This window comes from Jiangella muralis, from assembly GCF_001270745.1.
Taxonomy (GTDB): Bacteria; Actinomycetota; Actinomycetes; order Jiangellales; family Jiangellaceae; genus Jiangella; species Jiangella muralis.
In genome coordinates this window covers 358,417-379,604 of record NZ_LFXL01000010.1, presented here as the reverse complement: position 1 = coordinate 379,604, position 21,188 = coordinate 358,417, and the positions used below count along the sequence as shown (strand labels likewise).

24 protein-coding genes are annotated in these 21,188 nt (G+C 72.9%); 11 read left to right on the top strand and 13 right to left on the bottom strand.

The genetic code is table 11. The features are described from left to right. The 3 genes from ACW62_RS19755 to ACW62_RS19745 form a co-directional block, all read right to left on the bottom strand. Positions 1-1,026 (bottom strand): Gmad2 immunoglobulin-like domain-containing protein, encoded by a 1,026-nt coding sequence (locus ACW62_RS19755; protein WP_083459950.1) that lies wholly within the window; start codon positions 1,024-1,026, stop codon positions 1-3. Positions 1,027-1,036: 10 nt separating this feature from the next. Next, positions 1,037-1,546: a SigE family RNA polymerase sigma factor gene (locus ACW62_RS19750; RefSeq protein ID WP_205629476.1), complete on the bottom strand. Its 510-nt coding sequence runs from the start codon at positions 1,544-1,546 to the stop codon at positions 1,037-1,039. A 96-nt stretch (positions 1,547-1,642) separates the two neighbouring features. Further along, positions 1,643-2,713, bottom strand: coding sequence for an LCP family protein (locus ACW62_RS19745; RefSeq protein ID WP_053205807.1), 1,071 nt, complete (start codon positions 2,711-2,713; stop codon positions 1,643-1,645). Positions 2,714-2,878: 165 nt separating this feature from the next. Between ACW62_RS19745 and ACW62_RS19740 the strand changes: the two genes are divergently transcribed. From ACW62_RS19740 to ACW62_RS19715, 6 genes are all read left to right on the top strand, one after another. After that, the gene (locus ACW62_RS19740) at positions 2,879-3,226 is read left to right on the top strand and encodes a histidine triad nucleotide-binding protein (RefSeq protein WP_053205806.1); all 348 of its coding nucleotides are present in this window, start codon (positions 2,879-2,881) and stop codon (positions 3,224-3,226) included. A 114-nt stretch (positions 3,227-3,340) separates the two neighbouring features. Next, positions 3,341-4,375 (top strand): PhoH family protein, encoded by a 1,035-nt coding sequence (locus ACW62_RS19735; RefSeq protein ID WP_053205805.1) that lies wholly within the window; start codon positions 3,341-3,343, stop codon positions 4,373-4,375. Beyond that, complete coding sequence (gene ybeY / locus ACW62_RS19730) at positions 4,372-4,836, top strand: rRNA maturation RNase YbeY (RefSeq protein ID WP_053205804.1); 465 nt, start codon at positions 4,372-4,374, stop codon at positions 4,834-4,836. Before ACW62_RS19735 ends, ybeY begins: the two co-directional genes overlap by 4 nt. Continuing rightward, positions 4,836-6,200, top strand: coding sequence for a hemolysin family protein (locus ACW62_RS19725; RefSeq protein WP_083459948.1), 1,365 nt, complete (start codon positions 4,836-4,838; stop codon positions 6,198-6,200). The genes ybeY and ACW62_RS19725 overlap by 1 nt, the downstream gene beginning before the upstream one ends. Next, positions 6,197-6,538, top strand: a complete 342-nt coding sequence (locus tag ACW62_RS19720; RefSeq protein ID WP_053205803.1) for a cytidine deaminase — start codon at positions 6,197-6,199, stop codon at positions 6,536-6,538. Before ACW62_RS19725 ends, ACW62_RS19720 begins: the two co-directional genes overlap by 4 nt. Positions 6,539-6,613: 75 nt before the next feature. Beyond that, positions 6,614-8,728, top strand: a complete 2,115-nt coding sequence (locus ACW62_RS19715) for a zinc ribbon domain-containing protein (RefSeq protein ID WP_053205802.1) — start codon at positions 6,614-6,616, stop codon at positions 8,726-8,728. Between the two features lie 12 nt (positions 8,729-8,740). Here the strand turns inward: ACW62_RS19715 and ACW62_RS19710 are convergent, their stop codons facing one another. Both ACW62_RS19710 and ACW62_RS19705 read right to left on the bottom strand, forming a co-directional pair. Next, the gene (locus ACW62_RS19710) at positions 8,741-9,337 is read right to left on the bottom strand and encodes a TetR/AcrR family transcriptional regulator (RefSeq protein WP_053205801.1); all 597 of its coding nucleotides are present in this window, start codon (positions 9,335-9,337) and stop codon (positions 8,741-8,743) included. Then, on the bottom strand, positions 9,337-9,663 hold the full coding sequence (locus ACW62_RS19705) for a DMT family transporter (RefSeq protein WP_053205800.1): 327 nt from the start codon (positions 9,661-9,663) through the stop codon (positions 9,337-9,339). The genes ACW62_RS19710 and ACW62_RS19705 overlap by 1 nt, the downstream gene beginning before the upstream one ends. Positions 9,664-9,766: 103 nt before the next feature. Here ACW62_RS19705 and era point away from each other — a divergent pair, with 103 nt between their 5' ends. The 5 genes from era (at position 9,767) to ACW62_RS19680 (ending at position 14,953) form a co-directional block, all read left to right on the top strand. After that, positions 9,767-10,696: a GTPase Era gene (era, locus tag ACW62_RS19700; protein WP_053205799.1), complete on the top strand. Its 930-nt coding sequence runs from the start codon at positions 9,767-9,769 to the stop codon at positions 10,694-10,696. A gap of 147 nt (positions 10,697-10,843) precedes the next feature. Then, positions 10,844-12,601, top strand: coding sequence for a 2-isopropylmalate synthase (gene leuA / locus ACW62_RS19695; RefSeq protein ID WP_053205798.1), 1,758 nt, complete (start codon positions 10,844-10,846; stop codon positions 12,599-12,601). Positions 12,602-12,654: 53 nt separating this feature from the next. Continuing rightward, positions 12,655-14,232, top strand: a complete 1,578-nt coding sequence (gene dacB, locus ACW62_RS19690; RefSeq protein ID WP_053205797.1) for a D-alanyl-D-alanine carboxypeptidase/D-alanyl-D-alanine endopeptidase — start codon at positions 12,655-12,657, stop codon at positions 14,230-14,232. A gap of 44 nt (positions 14,233-14,276) precedes the next feature. Beyond that, positions 14,277-14,525, top strand: coding sequence for a type II toxin-antitoxin system Phd/YefM family antitoxin (locus ACW62_RS19685; protein WP_053205796.1), 249 nt, complete (start codon positions 14,277-14,279; stop codon positions 14,523-14,525). Continuing rightward, positions 14,522-14,953: a type II toxin-antitoxin system VapC family toxin gene (locus ACW62_RS19680; RefSeq protein WP_205629475.1), complete on the top strand. Its 432-nt coding sequence runs from the start codon at positions 14,522-14,524 to the stop codon at positions 14,951-14,953. The genes ACW62_RS19685 and ACW62_RS19680 overlap by 4 nt, the downstream gene beginning before the upstream one ends. On the opposite strand, the gene ACW62_RS19675 is transcribed toward ACW62_RS19680, so the two are convergent. The 8 genes from ACW62_RS19675 to ACW62_RS19640 are packed head-to-tail and all read right to left on the bottom strand — an operon-like array spanning position 14,926 to position 21,186. Next, positions 14,926-15,435: a flavin reductase family protein gene (locus ACW62_RS19675; RefSeq protein ID WP_053205795.1), complete on the bottom strand. Its 510-nt coding sequence runs from the start codon at positions 15,433-15,435 to the stop codon at positions 14,926-14,928. The two genes, ACW62_RS19680 and ACW62_RS19675, sit on opposite strands and share 28 nt — an antisense overlap. A gap of 22 nt (positions 15,436-15,457) precedes the next feature. Next, positions 15,458-16,240, bottom strand: a complete 783-nt coding sequence (locus ACW62_RS19670; protein WP_083459972.1) for an alpha/beta hydrolase — start codon at positions 16,238-16,240, stop codon at positions 15,458-15,460. After that, the gene (locus ACW62_RS19665) at positions 16,237-16,710 is read right to left on the bottom strand and encodes a cupin domain-containing protein (protein ID WP_053205793.1); all 474 of its coding nucleotides are present in this window, start codon (positions 16,708-16,710) and stop codon (positions 16,237-16,239) included. The genes ACW62_RS19670 and ACW62_RS19665 overlap by 4 nt, the downstream gene beginning before the upstream one ends. Continuing rightward, positions 16,707-17,819, bottom strand: a complete 1,113-nt coding sequence (locus ACW62_RS19660) for an LLM class flavin-dependent oxidoreductase (protein ID WP_053205792.1) — start codon at positions 17,817-17,819, stop codon at positions 16,707-16,709. The genes ACW62_RS19665 and ACW62_RS19660 overlap by 4 nt, the downstream gene beginning before the upstream one ends. Further along, positions 17,816-18,619, bottom strand: a complete 804-nt coding sequence (locus tag ACW62_RS19655) for an ABC transporter ATP-binding protein (protein ID WP_053205791.1) — start codon at positions 18,617-18,619, stop codon at positions 17,816-17,818. The genes ACW62_RS19660 and ACW62_RS19655 overlap by 4 nt, the downstream gene beginning before the upstream one ends. Next, positions 18,616-19,407, bottom strand: coding sequence for an ABC transporter ATP-binding protein (locus ACW62_RS19650; protein WP_053205921.1), 792 nt, complete (start codon positions 19,405-19,407; stop codon positions 18,616-18,618). Before ACW62_RS19650 ends, ACW62_RS19655 begins: the two co-directional genes overlap by 4 nt. After that, positions 19,391-20,236 (bottom strand): ABC transporter permease, encoded by an 846-nt coding sequence (locus ACW62_RS19645; RefSeq protein WP_083459946.1) that lies wholly within the window; start codon positions 20,234-20,236, stop codon positions 19,391-19,393. Before ACW62_RS19645 ends, ACW62_RS19650 begins: the two co-directional genes overlap by 17 nt. Next, the gene (locus tag ACW62_RS19640; protein ID WP_053205790.1) at positions 20,233-21,186 is read right to left on the bottom strand and encodes an ABC transporter permease; all 954 of its coding nucleotides are present in this window, start codon (positions 21,184-21,186) and stop codon (positions 20,233-20,235) included. The genes ACW62_RS19645 and ACW62_RS19640 overlap by 4 nt, the downstream gene beginning before the upstream one ends. Positions 21,187-21,188: the final 2 nt, after the last annotated feature.

Sequence of the window (21,188 nt, the reverse complement as noted above, 5' to 3'; positions counted from 1 at the left end):
CTACTCGACGGTGAACGTGCGCGAGTCGCTCATCGGCGGGCGCCCCTCACCGCCGGACTCGTCGCTCTCGCTGACGACGATCTGGTAGGCGCCCGGCTCCAGGTCGAGCTCGAGGCTGAACGGCGAGAACGTGCAGCACTCCTCGGCGGTCGTGTTCCCGGAGTCGACCACCTCGCCGTCGCGGCGCAGCTCCCACAGCACGTTCGCCTCGTAAACCGCGGCCTCGCCGGTCACCGTGACGGGGCTGGGCAGCGTCGCGCCCTCGGCGGGGTCGTTGAGCTGCACCAGCTGCCGGACCTCCAGCGGGTCGGTCCGGCCGATCGGCTCGCTGGGGTCCTGCCCGCCGACCGTGATGCGGACCGGCAACGAGCCGTCCTGGCCGGCGCTCGCGGCCGCCGCCGTCGCCGTGTAGACCAGCTGCTGGGCGGCGAGATCGGGGTCCTCGCCGGCCGTCGGCGGCGCACTCAGGTCGACCACGATGGCGCCGTCGGCGAGATCAGCCGCCGTCACCTCGACGCCGGGCGCCCACAGGCTCCTGTAGTCGGGGTCCGCCGGCGGCGCCGTCAGCATCTCGTTCACCGCGGCGGCGATGGGCGTCAGGGAGGTCTCGATGGCGTGGAACTCGCGGACCAGCCGGAGCCCGTCGCCGGAGTCGGCCACGTAGTAGACCGGAACCGTCAGCGACTGCGCCGGCGGCGTGGTCTCGGCCGGCGGCGTCGTCGGCGGGGCGGTCTGTGCCGTCGTGTCGCTCGGCGAGGGCGCCGGCGACGTGGAGGTCTGGGAGGCGACGGGAGCGTCGTCGTCGCCGTCGTTCAGGGCGATCACGCCGCCCACGATCACGGCCGCGGCCAGGGCCGTCGCCCCCGCGAGCCCGAGTACCACCGGTCGTCGCCACATCGGAACCACCGCCGTCCTCCTCCTGATCCGCGCCAGGCCGTCGGGGCCCGGCTGTACCCGCTCGGCGGAGCGGTGCAGGGCGTCGTGGAGCTGCCGCTCCTGCGGTGTCCAGTTCTCCGGCGTGCTCACGGCTGCCTCCTCACGACCAGTCCGCCATCGCCTCGCGCAGCCCGGCCAGCCCGCGAGAGGCGTGACTCTTGACGGCGCCGTTGCTGATCTTCATCGCGCTCGCGATCTCCGCTTCGGAGAGACCGCCGTAGTAGCGCAGGACGAGCGCCTCGCGCTGCCGGTGCGGCAGTCCGCGTAGCGCCTCGACGACGGCGTCGGCGGCGGCGCCACCGACGGCGACCTGTTCGGCGCTGGGCGCGTGGCCGGGCGGCTCGTCCGGGTGACGGGCCGCCACGCCGCGGCGGCGCTGGACCGAGCGGCTGCCGTGCACGACGGACGTGCGCAGGTACGCGACCGCGGCGGCCGGCTCGCGGAGCCGGCGCCAGCGGGAGTGCAGGGCCACGAACGCGTCCTGCACGACCTCCTCGGCCACCGCCTCGTTGCCCAGCAGCAACGTGGCGAGCCGGACGAGGCGGACATAGTGCGCCGCGTACAGGTCCGTGATGGCGTCGTCCGCCTCGGACCCGGTCCTGTCTTGCACCACATACCCCTACTGACGCGTTGCCGGCGGCGCCGGTTTACCGAATGCGCGCCCCACCGTAGGGGATCGGGCCGTCGATCTTCAGCCGAACGGGGGTCAGCGGACGTCGTCGCCGGTGACGAGATCGGGGTTGGCGGCGAGGAACGCGTCCATGTCGTCCTCGGCGAGCGCAGTCCACAGTTGGCCGGCCCGTTCCTGGTCGTAGACGACGATGCTCTGCGCCCCGGCCATGCCGGTGCCGTCGGTGGGCACCGTCAGGAACGTCATGTCGTCCGCGCGCAGGTCGCGCATGGACAGCGCGAGGTCGACCATGCCGAACGCGCTGAGCTCCTCGTCGACCCGTGCGGCCTGGCCGATGGCGCCGGCGACGCCGTTGACCTTGCCGGGGTCGGTCAGCGTGCCGGACGAGATCAGCTCGTTCATCAGCGCGCGGAGGAAGTTCTGCTGCCGCTTGACGCGGTCGAAGTCGCCGCCGGGGAGGTCCTTGCGGTCGCGGACGTACTGCAGCGCCTGCTCGCCGGTCAGCGTGTGGGTGCCGGCCGGGATCGGGTCGTCGCCGTCGGCCAGCGGGGTCTCCTCGTCGAACGTCATGGTGACGCCGCCCAGCTCGTCGGTGAGCGCCTGGAAGCCGTTCCAGTCGATCAGCGCGAGGTGGTCGACGCGGATGCCGGTGAGCTCCTCGATGGTCTGCACGAACAGCGCCGGCCCGCCCAACGAGTAGGCGGCGTTGATCTTGTTCTCGCCCTGGCCGGGGATCTCGATGTAGGTGTCGCGTGGGATCGAGACCAGGTAGCCGCGGTCGCGGCCCTCCGGGAAGTGCGCCAGCATGATGGTGTCGGTGCGCGCGGCGCCGGGCTCGTACACGTCGACCTTGTCCTCGCCGTCGAGCCCGCCCAGCAGGAAGGTGATGCTGTCGCCGGGCAGTTCGGCCGGCCGCGCGGTCTCCGGGATGTCGAACGCGTCGGGGATGCGCTCGATGTTCGACGACAGGCGGTTCACGAAGTAGAACGCGCCGCCGGCCACCGCGAGCAGCAACGCCAGCAGCGTCACCAGCACGATCACCAGGACCTTGCGGTTGCGGCGGCGCTTGCGCGGCGGCTCGGCCGGCTCGGCCGGTTCGGCGTCGAGGGACGGGTCGGGCTGCGGGTCGCCGGGCGAGTTCGACATGGCTCCAGAGGGTACGGGCGGGCGGCGATGGGTCAGGTGAGGACACCCCGCCCGGCGGTGGCCTCTCGCTGTGATGACGCGCGAGGCGGGCGCCTGGTTGCACCGGCCGCCCGCGGGTCCCGTCGGTGGCCTACCATCCACCTACCCGAAGCACCGGAGGCACGAGTGACCCGAGACGCCGACTGCCTGTTCTGCAAGATCGCCGGCGGCGAGATCCCGGCCGACGTCGTCCGCGAGACCGAGCGCACGCTCGCGTTCCGCGACCTCGCGCCGCAGGCGCCCACGCACGTGCTGGTGGTGCCGCGCGAGCACCACCCGAACGTCGCGTCGCTCGCCGCCGCCGCGCCGGACACCCTGGCCGAACTGGTCCGGACGGCCGCCGACGTCGCGGCGGGCGAGGGAATCGAGGCGTACCGGCTGGTGTTCAACACGGGGGAGCAGGCCGGTCAGTCGGTGTTCCACGTGCACGGGCACGTGCTCGGCGGACGCGCGATGACCTGGCCGCCTGGCTGAGCCGGCCGACAAAATCGGAATGACTTGTCAGCGCTCGCAGGTAGCATTCAACACATCCACTGAACAGCGCCATCGAGACGGGAAGCAGGCGTGAGAGGCCCCGCGAGGCCGCCCATGACGAAGACAGAACAGGCCGAACCGCAGGCCGCCCAGCACACCATCGTCGTGCCGACGAGCATCTCCATGGTGAGCCTGCTCGGGTCGGCCGACGAGCTCATCAAGGTCGTCGAGTCGTCCTTCGCCGGCGTCGACATCCACGTGCGCGGCAACCAGATCACGATGACCGGCCGGCCGAGCGACATCGCTGAGGCCGAGGGCGTCATCGACGAGATGGTGGCCGTGCTGCGCACCGGGCAGGGCATGACGCCCGAGGCCGTCGAGCGCACCGTGGCCATGCTGCGCTCGCGCACCGGCGAGCGGCCGGCCGAGGTGCTCACGGCCAACATCCTGTCGAGCCGCGGGCGCACCATCCGGCCGAAGACGCTGAACCAGAAGCGCTACGTCGACGCCATCGACAAGCACACCGTCATCTTCGGCATCGGCCCGGCCGGCACCGGCAAGACCTACCTCGCGGTCGCGAAAGCCGTGCAGGCGCTGCAGGCCAAGCAGGTCAGCCGCATCCTGCTCACCCGCCCGGCCATCGAGGCGGGCGAGCGGCTGGGCTTCCTGCCCGGCACGCTGTCGGAGAAGATCGACCCGTACCTGCGGCCGCTGTACGACGCGCTGCACGACATGATGGACCCCACCTCGATCCCGCGGCTGATGACCGAGGGCACCATCGAGGTCGCGCCGCTGGCGTACATGCGCGGGCGCACGCTCAACGACGCGTTCGTCATCCTCGACGAGGCGCAGAACACCTCCGCCGAGCAGATGAAGATGTTCCTCACCCGGCTCGGCTTCGGGTCGAAGATGGTCATCACCGGCGACGTCACCCAGGTCGACCTCCCGGCCGGCACCACCAGCGGGCTGCGCGTCGTCGAGGGCATCCTCGACGGCATCAACGACGTCCACTTCTGCCGCCTGAGCAGCCGCGACGTCGTCCGGCACCGGCTCGTGGGCGAGATCGTCGAGGCGTACACCCGGTTCGACGCCGCGCAGGAGGCGGCACAGGGCAACGGGCGGTCGCGCGTTCCCGGCCGGCGCCCGTGACCATCGAGGTCAACAACGAGTCCGGGGCCGAGGTCGACGAGAAGACGCTGTCCGACCTCGCCCGGTTCGTCCTCGACCACCAGCGCATCCACCCGCTCGCCGAGCTGGCCGTCCTGCTGGTCGACACCGACACCATGGAACAGCTGCACGTGCAGTGGATGGATGAGCCCGGCCCCACCGACGTGCTGTCCTTCCCGATGGACGAGCTGCGGCCCACGCCCGACGACGCCGAGCCCGAGCCCGGCCTGCTGGGCGACGTCGTGCTCTGCCCCGACGTCGCCGCCACGCAGGCCAAGGCCGCCGGGCACAGCACCGCGGACGAGCTCGAGCTGCTGACGGCGCACGGCATCCTGCACCTGCTCGGCTACGATCACGCCGAGCCGGAAGAGGAGAAAGAGATGTTCGCGCTGCAGAAGCAGCTGCTGATCGACTGGCGGACCGCCCGAGGAGGCGGCCGCTGATGTACGCCTCACCGCTACCCGCCGCCGTCCTGGCCGCCGGTGACTCCGCCACCACCGCGGGTGGTGCGTCCACCGTCTGGCTGCTGGTCTCGGCGGCGGTGCTGGTGGTCGTCGCGATGCTGTTCGCGATGTCCGAGGCGGCGCTGACCAGCCTCTCGCGCACCCGCGCCGAGGAGCTGCACCGCGCGGGCCGCCGCGGCTCCGACGCGCTGGTGCGGGTTGCCTCCGACCCCGTCCCCGCCCTGAACACCGCGCTGCTGCTGCGCATGGCCTGCGAGGTCGCCGCGGTCGTCATCGTCGCGGTCGTGTGCGAGGAGTTCTTCACCCCGTGGTGGCAGACGCTGCTGGTCGCCGCCGGCAGCATGGTCGTGGTGTCGTTCGTCGTCATCGGCGTCGCGCCCCGCACGCTGGGCCGGCAGCACGCCGAGGGCATCGCGCTGGCCTTCGCCGGCCTGCTGCTCGGCGTCACCCGGGTGCTCGGCCCGATTCCGCGGCTGCTCATCCTGCTGGGCAACGCGCTCACCCCCGGCAAGGGCTTCCGCGAGGGTCCGTTCGCGACGGAGGCCGAGCTGCGCGAGCTGGTCGACCTCGCCGAGGCCGGCCGCATCATCGAGTCCGGCGAACGGCAGATGATCCACTCGGTGTTCGAGCTGGGCGACACCGTGGTCCGCGAGGTCATGGTGCCGCGCACCGACGTCGTGTTCATCGAGGCGCACAAGACGCTGCGGCAGTTCCAGTCGCTGGCGCTGCGCAGCGGGTTCAGCCGCATCCCGGCGGTCGGCCCGGGCGGGCTCGACGACATCGTCGGCATCACCTACCTCAAGGACGTCGCCCGCCGCCTCTACGACAACCGCGACGCCGAGTCCGTCGAGCGGGTCGAATCGGTGCTCCGGCCGGCGTTCTTCGTGCCCGACTCCAAGCCGGCCGACGACCTCCTGCGCGAGATGCAGGCGCAGCGCACCCACGTCGCCGTCGTGGTCGACGAGTACGGCGGCACCGCCGGGCTGGTCACCATCGAGGACATCCTCGAGGAGATCGTCGGCGAGATCACCGACGAGTACGACGCCGACGAGGACGGCGTCGAGACCCTCGACGACGGCGTGGTCCGGGTCAGCTCCCGGCTGCACATCGACGACCTCGGCGAGCTGTTCGGGCTGGAGCTGTCCGACGACGACGTCGACACCGTCGGCGGTCTCATGGCCAAGCAGCTGGGCCGGGTCCCGATCGCCGGGGCCGAGGTCGTCGTCGCCGGGCTGCGCCTCGTCGCTGAGGACCCGTCCGGCCGCCGCAACCGCATCGGAACCGTCCGGGTGAGCCGGCTCGTTCAGGTCACCGACAACGAGCCGCACGAGGAGCATGCGTGAGCGACGCACTCGACCCCGAGGACCAGAAGATCCTGATCCTGGCCCGGTCCGCCCGGGCCCGCACCGGGGCGCCCGCCGGCGCCGCCGTCCGCGACGCCGACGGCCGCACCTACGCCGCCGCCGACGTCGCGCTGCCGTCGCTGCGCCTCACCGCGCTGCAGCTGGCGGTCGCGTCGGCGGTGTCCAGCGGCGCCACCGGGCTCGAGGCCGCGGCGGTCGTCACCAGTGACGACGCCGGCGTCGTCGACACCGCGGTGGTGTCGGATCTCGGCGGACCGGGTATACCGGTGTACGTCGCGGGTCCCAACGGCACGCCCATCACGGCGCTGCGTTCGTAGCCATCAGCATCCGAGTGCGCTAACGTGCGGCCGTTCGACCTCCGAGGCGACCGACCGAAAACGACGGAGATACGAATGAACTTCTGCAGCAACTGCGGGGCGCCGGCCACGGGTTCGGCGTACTGCGGCAACTGCGGCGCGCCTATGACGGCGTCCGCGGCGGCCCAGGCGGCCGCTCCGGCACAGGCCGGTCCGGGCGCTTCTGCGCCCGGCGGTGCCGCCGCGCCCGGTGGCATGCCCGCGCCCGGTGGCACGCCCGCGTCCGGAGGCGTGCCCGCCGGTGGCGCCGCGCGCAACCCGTTCGCGGACATCCCCGTGTTGGACTACGCCCGCGACATCGTCGCGCTCGTGCTCCTGCTCGTCTCGTTCGGCATGCCGTGGGACCTCACCGACACCGTGACCGGCAAGGTCTACGTCGTCCTGGTGACGCTGCTGTCGGTGCTCTCCCTGTCGCTGCCCTACCTCAAGCGCGGCGGCGTGCTGCCGACGTCGTGGGGGACGGCCGAACTGCGGTTGGCCCGGCTGGCCGCCAACGCGCCGTACGTCGTGGTCGTGCTGATCACACTGGTGCTCGGCTACGTCGGCGAGAACAACGGCGACGGCGTGGGCGTCGGCATGACGTTCGGCCTGGCCGGCGCGCTGCTGGCCGCGCAGGGCCGCGAGGCCGAGCAGTCGCCGACCGGCGACGGCGCGGTGTGGCGCTGGATCACGCTCGGCATCGGCGGGCTGTTCGCGCTGCTGACGCTGGTGAGCATCATCACCTTCCTCACCGACGCCGCCGAGGGCGCCGACTGGGAGGTCGTCGCGGCCGTCATCGTCTCGATGCTGTTCTTCCTGGCGCTGGCCGCGCTGCCGCTGCTGGGCGTGCTCCGCGGCGACGGCGCCTGGCGCGACGTGCTGCTGCTGGTGGGTCTCGTGGCGCTGTTCGTCGGCGTGTGGCAGCTCGGCGCTGAGCAGACGATGCGCGACTCCTGGAGCCTGAGCACGTTCGGCCCGCAGCTGATCCTCGTCCCGGCCCTCGCCGTCGCGGCAGCCGCGCCCGGGCTCCGGTCGCAGTACCGGCAGACCCCCGGCGCCGCCTACTGGTCCGGCGTCGGCACCCGGATGTTCGAGCTGGTCATGGTCACCGCGGCCGCCGGTGCCGTGCTGTACGTGCTGGGCATCATCGGGGTCGAGGACGGCCGCGGCCTGGGCATCGTGGTGCTCGTGCTCATGCTGATCCTGGCGCTGGCCGCGCTGGTCGGCCGCAACGCGCTGGTCCGCGACCCGAACGCGGGCCGGGCCATCGCGGTCGTGGCCGGCGGGGTGTTCATCCTGCTGGGCATCGTCGTCGCCGCCATCCTGGGCGCCTCCGACGACGGGACCGTCGCGGTCGTCGACGCCGCGATCATCAGCGTGCTCTGGTGGGTCGGGGTGGCGCTGCTCGTGGTGCTGACGGCGCCGCCGTCGGTCCGCGCGGAGTACGGCCCGGTCGGCGCCAGCCAGCTCAACCTGAGCAGCGTGCTGCCGGGCAACGGCAACGGCAACGGTGCGTCCGCTCCCGCGGCGGCCGGGGCCGCGACCGGTGCGGCCGCGTCCGCCGCCGGTGCCGCGGCGGCCCGCCCGGCCGAGGCGAAGGCCGACGCCGCCAAGGTGAAGGCCGACGAGGCGAAGGCCGCTGCGGAGACCAAGGCGAAGCCCGACGACGCGAAGGCTGCCGCGGCGACCAAGGCGAAGGCCGACGACGTGAAGACGAAGGCCGACGCGAAGGCCGAGGCCGAGCCCGCCGAGACCAAGGCCGCCGACGACCCCGAGGGCGGCGAGGTGCCGGCCAGCCCGGAGGTCCCCGCCGACGACGCGAAGCCGGCGGCCGCCGGGGAGGGCCTGCTCAGTGGCGAGGCCAAGCCGGGCCCGATCAGCGGCCTCGCCGTCGGCCAGTCCGCTGCCGACGACACCGCCACCCGGATCGACCAGCAGCGGGTCGAGCCGGCTACCCGGGTCGACCAGCCGGCCGTCAGCGGCGCGCCCGGGTTCGACGCCCGCACGGCGCTCGACCCGAACACGCCGCTGCAGACGCTGGCCGACATCGCCGCCCAGGAGCCGGGGCTGCGCAAGTACGTCGCCGCCAACCCGTCGACCTACCCCGAGCTGCTGACCTGGCTGAGCCAGCTCGGCGACCCGGAGATCGACGAGGCGCTGCGCCGCCGCTGATTCGCCCCATGATCATCGGCGATCCTCCACACGATGGTGTGGTCGATCGCCGATGATCATGGACAGGGCGTCGGCGGCCGCCGCGCGCACCCCCGTCAGCTCCGCGCCGTCGGCCAGCGCGCCGAGCACCGCGCCGTCGACCACCGCGAGGATCACGTGCGGTGGCACGTCCGCCGTCAGCCCGGACCGCTCCAGTACGGCCGTCACGCTCTCGAGTGCCGCCGCGTTGCTGCGCCGGGCGGCCGCCGCGAACAACGGCTCGCGGGCGGCCAGCACGTACCGCTCATACCAGGCGACCAGCGCGGGGTACTCGTCCGGCGTCAGCAGGGTGGCGATCATCCGGGCCGCCGCGGCCGCGCCCCGCCGCCGGGCCGGCAGCGCCTCGACGGCGGCGGCCATGCGCGCGACGTCGTCGTCGGCCAGGGTGTCGACGGCGGCCCGGCGCAGCTCCGTCAGGTCGGCGAAGTAGTACGTCGTGGCGCCGAGGGGCAGCCCCGCCCGGCCCGCCACCGCGCGGTGGCTGACGGCCTCCAGCCCGCCGCCCTGCAGCAGCTCGGCGGCGGCGCGGACCAGCGCGGTGCGTCGTTGCTCGCCCTTCGCCGTGGCCATCAGTGCCCCGATCCGCCGGACAGGTTCAGCAGGATCACGCCCGACACGATGAGCCCGATCGCCGCGATGCGCAGGAACGTCGCCGGGTCGTCGAAGAACAGCATGCCGGCGATCGCCGTGCCGACCGCGCCGATGCCGACCCAGACCGCGTACGCCGTGCCGACCGGCAGCTCGCGCAGGCCGAGGCCGAGCAGCCCCATGCTGATCGCGACCGTGACGGCGAAGCTCACCGTCGGCCAGAGCCGGGTGAACCCGTGCGACTCCTTGAGTGAGATCGCGAAGGCCGTCTCGAACAGCCCGCCGACGATCACGTAGAGCCACGCCATGATGTCCTCCTGTCAACCGAATTCCTGTACGACTGTACCAGAAAACTGGTACGAGTGTACAACTCGGCGTCGCGGCGGCGCCGAAAGTGGGAGACTCGACACCGTGATCGGTGACTACGAGGGCTTCCGTTCTGGCTTCGCCTGCTTCGTCGGACGGCCCAACGCGGGCAAGTCGACCCTGACCAACGCGGTCGTCGGCGAGAAGATCGCCATCACGTCGAACCGCCCGCAGACCACCCGGCACGCCATCCGCGGCATCGTGCACCGCCCCGACGGCCAGCTGATCATCGTCGACACCCCCGGGCTGCACCGGCCGCGCACGCTGCTGGGCCAGCGGCTCAACGACGTCGTCCGCACCACCTGGGCGGAGGTCGACGTCATCGGCCTGTGCATCCCGGCCAACGAGGCCGTCGGCCCCGGCGACCGGTTCATCGCCACCGAGCTGGCCGCCCTGAGGCGCACCCCGAAGCTGGCCGTCGTCACCAAGTCCGACCTCGTGAGCGCCGGCCGGCTGGCCGAGCAGCTGACCGCCGTCGCCGAGCTGGGCACCGAGACCGGCATCGAGTGGGCCGACGTCATCCCCGTCTCCGCGACCTCCGGCGACCGCGTCGGGCTGCTCACCGAGTTGCTGCTGGCCCAGCTGCCCGAGGGCCCGCCGCTCTACCCCGACGGCGAGCTGACCGACGAGCCGGAGGAGACGCTGATCGCCGAGCTGGTCCGCGAGGCCGCGCTCGAAGGCGTCCGCGACGAGCTGCCGCACTCCATCGCCGTCGTCGTCGAGGAGATGATCCCGCGCGAGGACCGCCCCGAGGACAAGCCGCTGCTCGACATCCACGCCAGCCTCTACGTCGAGCGCGACAGCCAGAAGGCCATCGTCATCGGCCGCAAGGGCACCCGGCTGCGCGAAGTCGGCACGAACGCGCGGACGCAGATCGAGCGGCTGCTCGGCACCCCCGTCTACCTCGACCTGCACGTCAAGGTCGCCAAGGACTGGCAGCGTGACCCGAAGCAGCTCGGGAAGCTCGGCTTCTGAGGCAGTGCTAGAGTCTCTGTCCGTGCGGCGTTCGAGCCTCCTGCTTAGCTGCCGCGATGGGGTCCGCTAGACCGGCTCCCTCATCGCGGTGAGTTCGCGCTGCCGGTCGCGCTGTGCCCGACCACCCCGAGCAGGAGCCCTTCCGCCATGAGCTCTACCGCCATGAGCAGTGCCAACGTCTGGCCGCCCACGCAACAGCCGTCCGGTATGCCGGCGAGCCGCTACCGGCCGTTCCACGAGCAGATCGCCGTCGACCTCCCGGACCGCACCTGGCCCACCAAGCGCATCGAGAAGGCGCCGCAGTGGTGCGCCGTCGACCTGCGCGACGGCAACCAGGCACTGATCGACCCGATGAACGCCGAGCGCAAGATGCGCATGTTCCAGCTGCTGGTACGCATGGGTTACAAGGAGATCGAGGTCGGCTTCCCGGCCGCCAGCCAGACCGACTTCGACTTCGTCCGCGAGCTGATCGAGGGCGAGCACATCCCCGATGGCGTCGTCATCCAGGTGCTGACGCAGTGCCGCGACCACCTGATCGAGCGGACCTTCCAGTCGCTGGTGGGCGCGAAGCAGGCCATCGTGCACTTGTACAATTCGACGTCGATCCTGCAGCGCCGCGTCGTGTTCGGGCTCGACCGCGACGGCATCACCGACATCGCCACGACGGGGGCGCGGTCGGCGCAGAAGTACGCCGAGGCGATCACCCCGGGCACCGAGATCTACTGGGAGTACTCGCCCGAGTCCTACACCGGCACCGAGCTCGACTACGCGGCGGAGATCTGCGGCGCCGTGGCCGACGTGCTGCAGCCGACGCCGGACCGCCGCATGATCGTCAACCTGCCGGCGACGGTCGAGATGGCGACGCCGAACGTGTACGCCGACTCCATCGAGTGGATGCACCGCAACCTGCCGCACCGCGAGTCGATGATCCTCTCGCTCCACCCGCACAACGACCGCGGGACGGGCGTCGCGGCGGCCGAGCTGGGGCTGCTGGCCGGCGCCGACCGCGTCGAGGGGTGCCTGTTCGGCAACGGCGAGCGCACCGGCAACGTCGACCTCGTCACGCTCGGCATGAACCTGTTCACGCAGGGCATCGACCCGCGGATCGACTTCGGCGACATCGACGAGATCCGGCGCACGGTCGAGTACTGCAACCAGCTGCCGGTACCGGAGCGGCACCCGTGGGGCGGCGACCTCGTCTACACGGCGTTCTCGGGCAGCCACCAGGACGCCATCAAGAAGGGCTTCGAGGCGCTGGAGCGCGACGCCAAGGAGGCCGGCGTCGCCGTCGAGGACCACACCTGGGAGGTCCCGTACCTGCCGGTCGACCCGAAGGACGTGGGCCGCACGTACGAGGCGGTCATCCGGGTCAACTCGCAGTCCGGCAAGGGCGGCGTCGCCTACATCATGAAGACCGAGCACCAGCTCGACCTCCCGCGCCGGCTGCAGATGGAGTTCTCCGGCGTCGTCCAGGGCCTCACCGACGGCGAGGGCGGCGAGGTCGAGCCCGCGCGCATGGGCGAGGTGTTCCGCGCCGAGTACCTCGAGCGCGAGACGCCGCTGGCGCTGAACTCGGTGCACACGTCGTCGGCGGCGGGGGAGCGCGACGCCCTGCAGGTCGGGGTGTACGTCGACGGCGAGCGGCAGGTGCTGCACGGCAGCGGCGACGGCCCGATCGACGCGTTCACCGACGCGCTGCGCAGCATCGGCCACGACGTCCGGGTGCTCGATTACGCCGAGCACGCGCTGACGTCCGGCGCCGACGCGAAGGCGGCCGCGTACCTCGAGTGCTCGGTCGGCGGCGAGGTGTTCTGGGGCGTCGGCATCGACCCCAACATCGTCACGGCGTCGCTCAAGGCGATCGTCAGCGCCGTCAATCGTTCCGTCGCCCGCATTGGATCTTGACTCCGGCACTGGTATAGACCATCGTGTCGCTCTCGACCACGAGGAGTGACCCGATGGCAACCTGGACCCGCACTCTGGCCGTCACCGCCGGCGCTACCGCGCTGGTGGTGACGGGGAACGTCGCCTCACACCTGCTGGCGGCGGAGCCGGAGGCGGCTCCACCCGACGCCCTGGCCGCCGATCCCCTGGCCGCCGATCTCGACGCGATCCTCGACGATCCGCGGCTGGACGGCGGTCAGGCGTCGGTCGTCGTGCGCGACGCCGCGACCGGCGAGACGCTGTACGAGCACGATGGCGACCAGCGGCTGATGCCGGCGTCGAACGAGAAGCTGCTGACGTCGGCGGTCGCGCTGGACGTGCTCGGGCCCGACCACACGTTCGCGACCACCGTCGCGACGGCCGGGCAGCGGACCGGGCCGATCCTGCGCGGCGACGTGTACCTGCGCGGCACCGGCGACCCGACGCTGCTCGCGTCGGACTACGCGGACCTCGCCGCCCAACTGGCCGCTGACGGCGTCCGCGTGGTGTCCGGTCGGGTGCTGGCCGACGACACCTGGTTCGACGACGTCCGGCTCGGCAACGACTGGATGTGGGACGACGAGGCGTACTACTACGCCGCGCCGGTCTCCGCGCTCACCGTGGCGCCGGATACCGACTACGACGCCGGTAGCGTCATCGTCAACGTCGACCCGGGCGCCGCCGCCGGCGCACCCGCCGTCGTCACGCTCACCCCGCACACCGACGCCGTCACGATCGTCAACGAGGCCACCACCGGCACGCGCAACGCCGTCTCCGTCGAGCGTGAGCACGGCACCGGCCGCATCGTCGTGTCCGGCACCGTCGCGGCCGGTGGCAGCGGCGCCAGCGAGTGGGCCAGCGTCGAGGAGCCCACTGACTACGCCGCCGACGTGTTCGTCAAGGCGCTGGCGGCCGAGGGGGTGCGGGTCACCGGTGGCATCGGCCGCGGCGTCACCCCGTCCGGCGCCACCGTCGTCGCCGAGCACGAGTCGATGCCGCTGAGCGAGCTGATGGTGCCGTTCCTAAAGCTCAGCAACAACGGCCACGCCGAGGTGCTGATCAAGGCGATGGGCCGCGAGGTCTCGGGAGCGGGCACATGGTCCGCCGGGCTCGCCGTCCTGCGCGCCGAGCTGGCGGACTACGGCGTCGACACCGCCACCGTCGCGAACCGGGACGGTTCCGGGCTGTCCCGGCGCAACTTGATCCCGGCCGCCGAGCTGGCCGACCTGCTGGTCGCCGCGCAGGACCGGCCCTGGTTCGACGCCTGGTACGAGGCGCTGCCGATCGCCGGCGCCTCCGACCGCATGGTCGGCGGCACGCTGCGCTCGCGGATGGCCGGCACCTCGGCCGCCGGCAACGTGCACGCCAAGACCGGCTCGCTGACGGGCGCGTCGGCGCTGTCGGGCTACGTCGACGACGCCGACGGTCGGCGGCTGGTGTTCTCGATCGTGTTCAACGACCACCTCAGCAGCAAGCCGAGCGACCTGGAGGACCGCATCGCCGTCCGGCTGGCCCTGCACTCCGAGACCGAGGCAGCCCGCGTGACCAGCGTGGACATCACTGCGGTCGAGCTGCCCGACGACGTCGAGTGCTCCTGGGTCAAAGCCTGCTGACATATCCACTTGCCCGCATGACCACTTCATCTGACCATGAGGGCATGTCGATGACCATAGAGCCTTCGGGTGCGCAGATCGCGGCCGGCCGGTTCAAGGCTGTGTGCCTTCAACTGCTCGACGAGGTCGCGCAGACCCGCCGGCCGATCACGGTCACGAAACGAGGGCGGCCGGTCGCCCAGCTGGTACCGGTCGCCGAGCCGGAGCCGTTGTTCGGCGCGCTGGCCGGGTCGATCGGCCGCTACGACGACCTCATCGCGCCCATCGACGAGGAGTGGGACGCGCAACCGTGATCGAGGAGGGCAAGACCCACATCGTGCTCGACACCCACGTCCTGGTGTGGATGTTGGCCGGTGACGAGCGGTTGTCCCGCGAACTGCGGCAGTTCATCACCAACGCGTCGTACGAGTACGGCGTCGAGGTGTGTGCCATCAGCCTGTGGGAGGTGTCGATGCTCGCGGCCAAGGGGCGGCTGCAGCTCTACCGCGACATCGGCACCTGGGTGGACCTCGTGGCCACCCACCCGGCGCTGCACATCGTCCCGCTGGCCCCGGAGATCTCGGTCGCCAGCACCCGGCTGCCGGGCGAACTGCCGCGCGATCCCGCCGACCGGATGATCGTCGCGACCGCGCGCATCCTCAACGCCACCCTGGTCACCGCCGACCGCGCGCTGCTCGACTACGGCGCCCAGGGTCACGTCCGGGTGCTGGCCGCGGCCTGACTGGCCACCGTGCCGTACGCGCCGGCGTGGTAGACGAGCGGTGCGGTGGCCGGCGCCGCCGTCACCGCGGCGTCGACCACTCGGGCCACGACGATGACGTGGTCGCCCACCGGCAGCCGGTGCGTCACCCGCGCCCGCAGGTGCGACGGCGCGTCGTCGAGCACGGGTTCGCCGGAGGCCAGCCGCGACCACGCCGTCGGCGCGGCGAACCGGTCGATCCCGCTGGTGGCGAACCGGGTCGCGATGTGCTGCTGGTCCGCGTCGAGGAAGTTGACGACGACCGAGCCGGCGGCCGCGAACGACGGCCACGCCGACGCCGTCGCCGACACCGCGAAGGACAGCAGCGGCGGGTCCAGCGACACCGACGCCAGCGACGTCGCGGTCAGCCCGGCGGGCTGTCCGCCGGCCGAGGCCGTTATCACCACGACCCCGGTCGCGTACCGGCGGAAGACGCTGCGGAAGGTGTCGGCGTTCACGGACATGGGTCCTCCTCGGTCTGCGAGTTCAGGACAGGCGCTCGGACGCCGCGACGGCGGCGCCGGTGCGCAGGTCCTCCAGGAACAGCACGACGTGTGCCGCGGCGGTGCGGTGCGACCGGTCGTTGAACGCGTCGTGCCGGCCGTCGGCCAGCGTCACCAGCACGAGGTCGGGGACGGCGGACAGCGCGGCCCGGGCGGCGGGGTAGGGGCTGACGGTGTCGGCGGCGCCGTGCAGCGCCAGCACCGGCACCCCGACGGCGTCGAGCGGCACACCGTCCGGCACCGGGCCGGCCAGCGCCGCGGCCACGAACCGTGGGTCGTCCCGGAGCCGGCCGGCGTGCACCGGACAGGCCGTGCGCGCCTCGATCCCGGCCCCGGCCGCTCCGCCGGCGACCGGGTAGCCGGCCACCACGACGGCGTCGGCGCCGAGCGGGCCGGCCACGGCCAGCGCCAGCACCGCGCCGCTGTCCGAGCCGGCCAGGACGTACGGCCGGGGGAGCCCCGGGTCGGCCAGCACCGCCGCCACGGCCGCGCCCGCCGCTAGGTCCGTTCGGCGCGCTGGAGGTCTGCGGTCGTTTCCGACGGCAGACCTCCAGCGGCTCGACTCGGCCCCCGTGCCGGCCGTCGCCGGCGCGGCGTCCAGCGCCCGCACCACATACCCGTCGGCGGCCAGCCGCCGGCCGAACCGCTCGTACACGCCGCCGTGCTCACCGCGCCCGGGCAGCACGACGACCGTCCCCCGCGCCGTCACCCCGGCCGGCGGGTCGAACGCGACGACGGCGCCGGGAGCCGCCTCGACGACGCTCATGCGCCCGCCTCCGGCGCGCACTCGGCGTCGCCCGCGACGCCGTCCGCCGCCCACAGGCTGGGCAGGTTGACCACGATCCCTTCCTGCGTGCTGCGGGCGATCACGACGACCGCCTCCTCGTCCGGCGACGGGTTCTCCTCGCGGTGCGGCACGAACGGCGGCACGAACACGAAGTCGCCCGGCTCGGTCTCGATCCGGATCTCCTGCTCGCCGTCGGCGAAGACGAACACCGGGTGCCCGGCCTTCACGTAGATCGCGGTCTCGGCCTCGCCGTGATGGTGGTCGCCGGAGTTCGTGGCGGGCGCGACGTCGGTGCGGCCCATCCACAGCTTCGACGATCCGACGGTCTGGCCGGAGATCGCCTCGAACCGCCGCATCCCGGCGGTCTGCGCGGTGTCGCTGGACAGGCCGGCGCCGCGGACGTGCTCCAGCTGCCCGTGCCAGACCCGGTTCGCCTCGTCGGTGCTCATGCCGCCGCCGTCTTCGCCCGCGACGCCGCGCCGGAGCGCAGCAGCGGCACCAGGTCCTCGCCCCAGCGGAGCACGTCGGTCACCGGGTCGAAGCCGCGGATGAGGAACCGCGTGACGCCGAGGTCGTAGTACTTCAGCAGCGCCTCGGCCACCTGCTCCGGCGTGCCGACCGGCGCGGTCGAGTTGCCGGTCGGGCCGAACAGCTTGGTGATGCCGAACCACAGCCGCTCGTCGTGCACGTCCTGGGCGGCGGCGTGCTGCTGCAGCCGGTTCGACGAGACGGCGTTGCGCTCGCCGCCGCGGCGGCGCGGGCCCCACCAGCCGTCGTCGGTGCCGGCCCGCTCCTTCACCTCGACGGCCTGGTCGTAGATCTCGCGCGCCCGAGCCCAGGCGGCCTCCTCGGTGTCGGCGACGATCGGCCGGGTCGACAGACTGAACTCGACCGTCCGGCCCAGCTCGGCGGCGCGGGCCCGGATCAGCGCGATCCGCTCCGCCGTCGCCGCCAGCGGCTCGCCGAACAGCATGTAGACGTCGGTGTGCCGGGCGCCGGTCTCGACCGCGGCGTCGGACTGGCCGCCGAAGAAGACCGGGATGCCGGCCGGCGTCGCGGGCTTCACCGTGCTGAACGCGCCGGTGTACGTGTAGAACTCGCCCTCGTGGTCGAACGGCTGGTCCGACGTGAGCGTGCGGCGCAGCACCTCGATGAACTCGCCGGTGCGCCGGTACCGCGCGTCCTTCTCGACGTAGTCGCCGTCGCGCTGCTGGTCCTGCTCGCTGCCGCCGGTGATGTGGTGGATCGCGACCCGGCCGCCGCCGGTCAGGTGGTCCAGCGTGGCCAGCTTGCGGGCCACCAGCGTCGGCTGCACGAACCCGGGCCGGTGCGCGATCAGCACCTTGAGCCGCTCGGTCCGGTGCAGGACGCTCGCGGCGATGGCGAACCCGTCGGGTGAGGACGCGCTGTACCCGATCAGCACCCGGTCGAACCCGGCCAGCTCGTGCGCCTGCGCGAACCGGCGCAGGTAGGCGGGGTCGACGACCGGGCCGGGGCGCCAGCCCAGGCTCTCCGAGCCCTCCTTGGTGCCGACCATGCCGAGGACTTCCAGTGTCATCTCGTACTCCTTGCGTAGATGGGACGGGGTCCGTCGATGCTCGGGACGGACGCGATCAGCCGTTGCGTGTAGGGGTCCGCGGGCTCCAGCAGCACCCGCGCGGCCGGCCCCTCCTCGACGACGCGGCCGCGGTAGAGGACGACGATCCGGTCGGCGATGCCGGCCAGCGAGCCGAGGTCGTGCGTGATCAGCACGATCGCCACCTCGCGCTCGCGCCGCAGCCGGTCCAGCAGCCGCAGCACGTGGTTGCGGTTGGCCGCGTCCAGCGCGCTGACCGGCTCGTCCAGCAACAGCACCCGGGGGTCGACGGCGAGGGCGCGGGCGATCGTGACGCGTTGCCGCTGGCCGCCGGAGAGCCGCCCGGGCAGCCGGTCGCCGAGCGCCGGGTCCAGCCCGACCTGCTCCAGGGCGGCGACTGCGCGCGCTCGCCGGTCCGCGGCCCGGCCCTCGCCACGGACGGCCAAGCCTTCGGCGACGGAGTCCAGCACCGTCACGTCCGGGTCGAGCGAGCGCAGCGGGTCCTGGAACACGTACTGGACGCGGCCGCCGCGGCGGAACCGGCGCAGCTCGGCGCCGCGCAGCCCGGACACCGGCGTGCCGTCGACGCGGACGGCGCCGGCGTGCAGCGGCGCCAGCCCGACGACGGCCCGAGCCAGCGTCGTCTTGCCGGACCCGGTCTCGCCGATCAGCCCGACGATCTCGCCGGCCCGCGCCGTCAGGTCGACGCCGTGCAGGATCGGCGTCGTCGCGCGGCGGCCCAGCCGGACCTCGACGCCGTCCGCCTCCAGCGCCGCCGTCATCGCGCCACCAGCCGGTCCAGGCCGTACTCGCGGTGGTCGGCGACCAGCGCGCGGGTGTACGGGTCGGCGGGGTCGTCGAGCACCTGCCGGGTCGGCCCGGACTCCACCACCCGCCCATCGCGCAGCACGACGACGTGGTCGCACAACTGCGCCACGACGGCGAGGTCGTGCGACACCAGCAGCAGCGACAGCCGGCGTTCGGCCCGCAGCGCCGCGATCAGGTTCAGCACCTCGGCCTGGACGGTGACGTCCAGCGCCGTCGTCGCCTCGTCGGCGATCAGCAGGTCCGGGTCGCCGGAGACGGCGATCGCGATGAGGACGCGTTGCAGCATGCCGCCGGACAGCTCGTACGGGTACTGGTCGTGCACGTGCTCGGGCCGGTGCAGCCCCATCGACGCCAGCAGCTCGACGGCGCGCGCCTTGGCGACCCGGCGGTGCAGGCCGTTCTTCACCCGCAGCACCTCGCCGAGCTGGCGGCCCACCGTCAGCGACGGGTTCAGGTACGACGCCGGGTCCTGGAAGACGGCGGCGATCCGCGGCCCGCGGGCCCGGTCCCACTGCCGCCGCGAGTAGTGGGCGACGTCGTCGCCGGCCAGCCGGATCGTGCCGCCGCTGACGGTGACGCCCGGCGGCGGGACGCCCAGGATCGCCCGGCAGGTCAGCGTCTTGCCGCTGCCGGACTCGCCGACCAGGCCGATCGCCTCGCCGGGCGCGAGGGCGAAGCTCACGCCGTGCACCAGCTCGGTGCCGCCGGTGGTGCTCAGGTGCAGGTCATCGACGAAGAGCATCCGGGGCCTCCTGGGTGGTGGCGGGGTCGACGGTCATGGCGTCGGCCAGCGCGTTGAGCGCGGCGACGGTGACGATGATCAGCAGCGCCGGCGCGACCGGGCCGAACGGGCGCTGGGTGAGGTAGCCGAGGTCGCTGGCCAGCATCCCGCCCCAGGTCGGCGCGGGCGGCTGCACGCCGATGCCGAGGAACGTCAGCGACGACACCACCAGCAGCGCGCCGGCCATCGCCGTCGCCGTCGTCACCACGACCGTCGGCAGCACTTTCTGCCAGACGTGCGTGCGCACGACCCGCCAGCGGGTGGCGCCGAACAGCGTCGCCGCCTCGACGTACTGCGCCTGCCGCAGCCCGATCGCCGCGGCCCGGGTGACCCGGTAGAACGACGGCGCCATCAGCACGCCGACGGCGAACATGGCCTGGTGCAGCCCGTTGCCCAGCAGCGCCGCCACGGCGATCGCGAAGATGATGAACGGCAGCGCCATCAGCCCGTCCATCACCCGCAGCGACAGCCACTCGAAGACCCGGCCGACGTACACCGACGCCAGCCCAGGCAGCACGCCGAGCAGCAGCCCCAGCCCGACCGCCTCGGCGGCGGCGATCACCGACAGCCGCGACCCGGCCAGCAGCCGGCTGAGCACGTCGCGGCCCACGTAGTCGGTGCCCAGCCAGTGCTCCGCGCTGGGGCCGGCCAGGATCGCCGTCGTGTCCTGGTGCAGCGGGTCGTACGGCGCCAGCCACTCGCCGGTGATCATGAGCAGTACGACGACGCCGAGCACCGCCAGCGCGATCCGCGCCGCCCGCTGCCGGACGGCCAGCCGCAGCGCCCTCATGCCGTCCGCACCGATCCCGGCCGCAGCCGCGCCAGCGCCACGTTCACCAGCACGCTGGACACCAGCACCAGCGCGATGGCCACCAGCAGCGTCCCCTGCACGACCGGCACGTCGCCCTGCAACGCGCCGGTCGTCGCCAGTTGCCCGAGCCCCGGCATCGCGAACACCGTCTCGGTGATGACGGCGCCGCCGATCAGCCGCGGCACGTGCAGCCCGAGCACTGCGACCGCCGGGCCGGCGCCGTTGCGCAGCGCATGCCCGAACACCACCCGGCGCGGGCCGAGGCCGCGGACGACCGCCCCGGTGACGTAGTTCTCCCGCAGCGTCGTGACCAGGCCGGTGCGCAGCTGGCGGGCGAGGTCGGCGGCGCTGTCCAGGCTGAGTGCGACCGCGGGCAGGATCAGGTACGTCAGCCACGGCCCCACGCCCTGCGACGGCGGCACGTACCCGCCGGCCGGGAAGACCGGGACCAGCACGGCGAACACCACGATCAGCGCGATGCCGGCCACGAACGCCGGGATCGTCGACAGCGCCGCGCAGACCGCCGTCACCGCCCGGTCGAACCAGCCGCCCGCGGTGAGCGCCGCCCCGATGCCGGCGGCCGCGCCCAGCACGACCGCCAGCAGCAGCGCCAGCGCCGCGATCGACAGGCTGACCGGCAGCCGCTGCCCGATGCTCTCGGCCACCGGGATGTGGGTGAACCAGGACCGGCCCAGGTCCCCGGTGACCGCGTCGCCGATCCACGTCACGTACCGCTCCAGGAACGGCCGGTCCAGCCCGAACTCATGGTTCAACCGATCGATGTCGGCCTGCGTCGCCGTCTCGCCCATGGCCGCCGCGGCCGGGTTCTGGTCGCTCAGCGCGCCCAGCCCGAACGTGATGAACGTGGCGATGAACAGCACCGGGACCGCGATCAGCGCGGCCCGGCCGGCCGCGTGGAGTGCGCGCACAC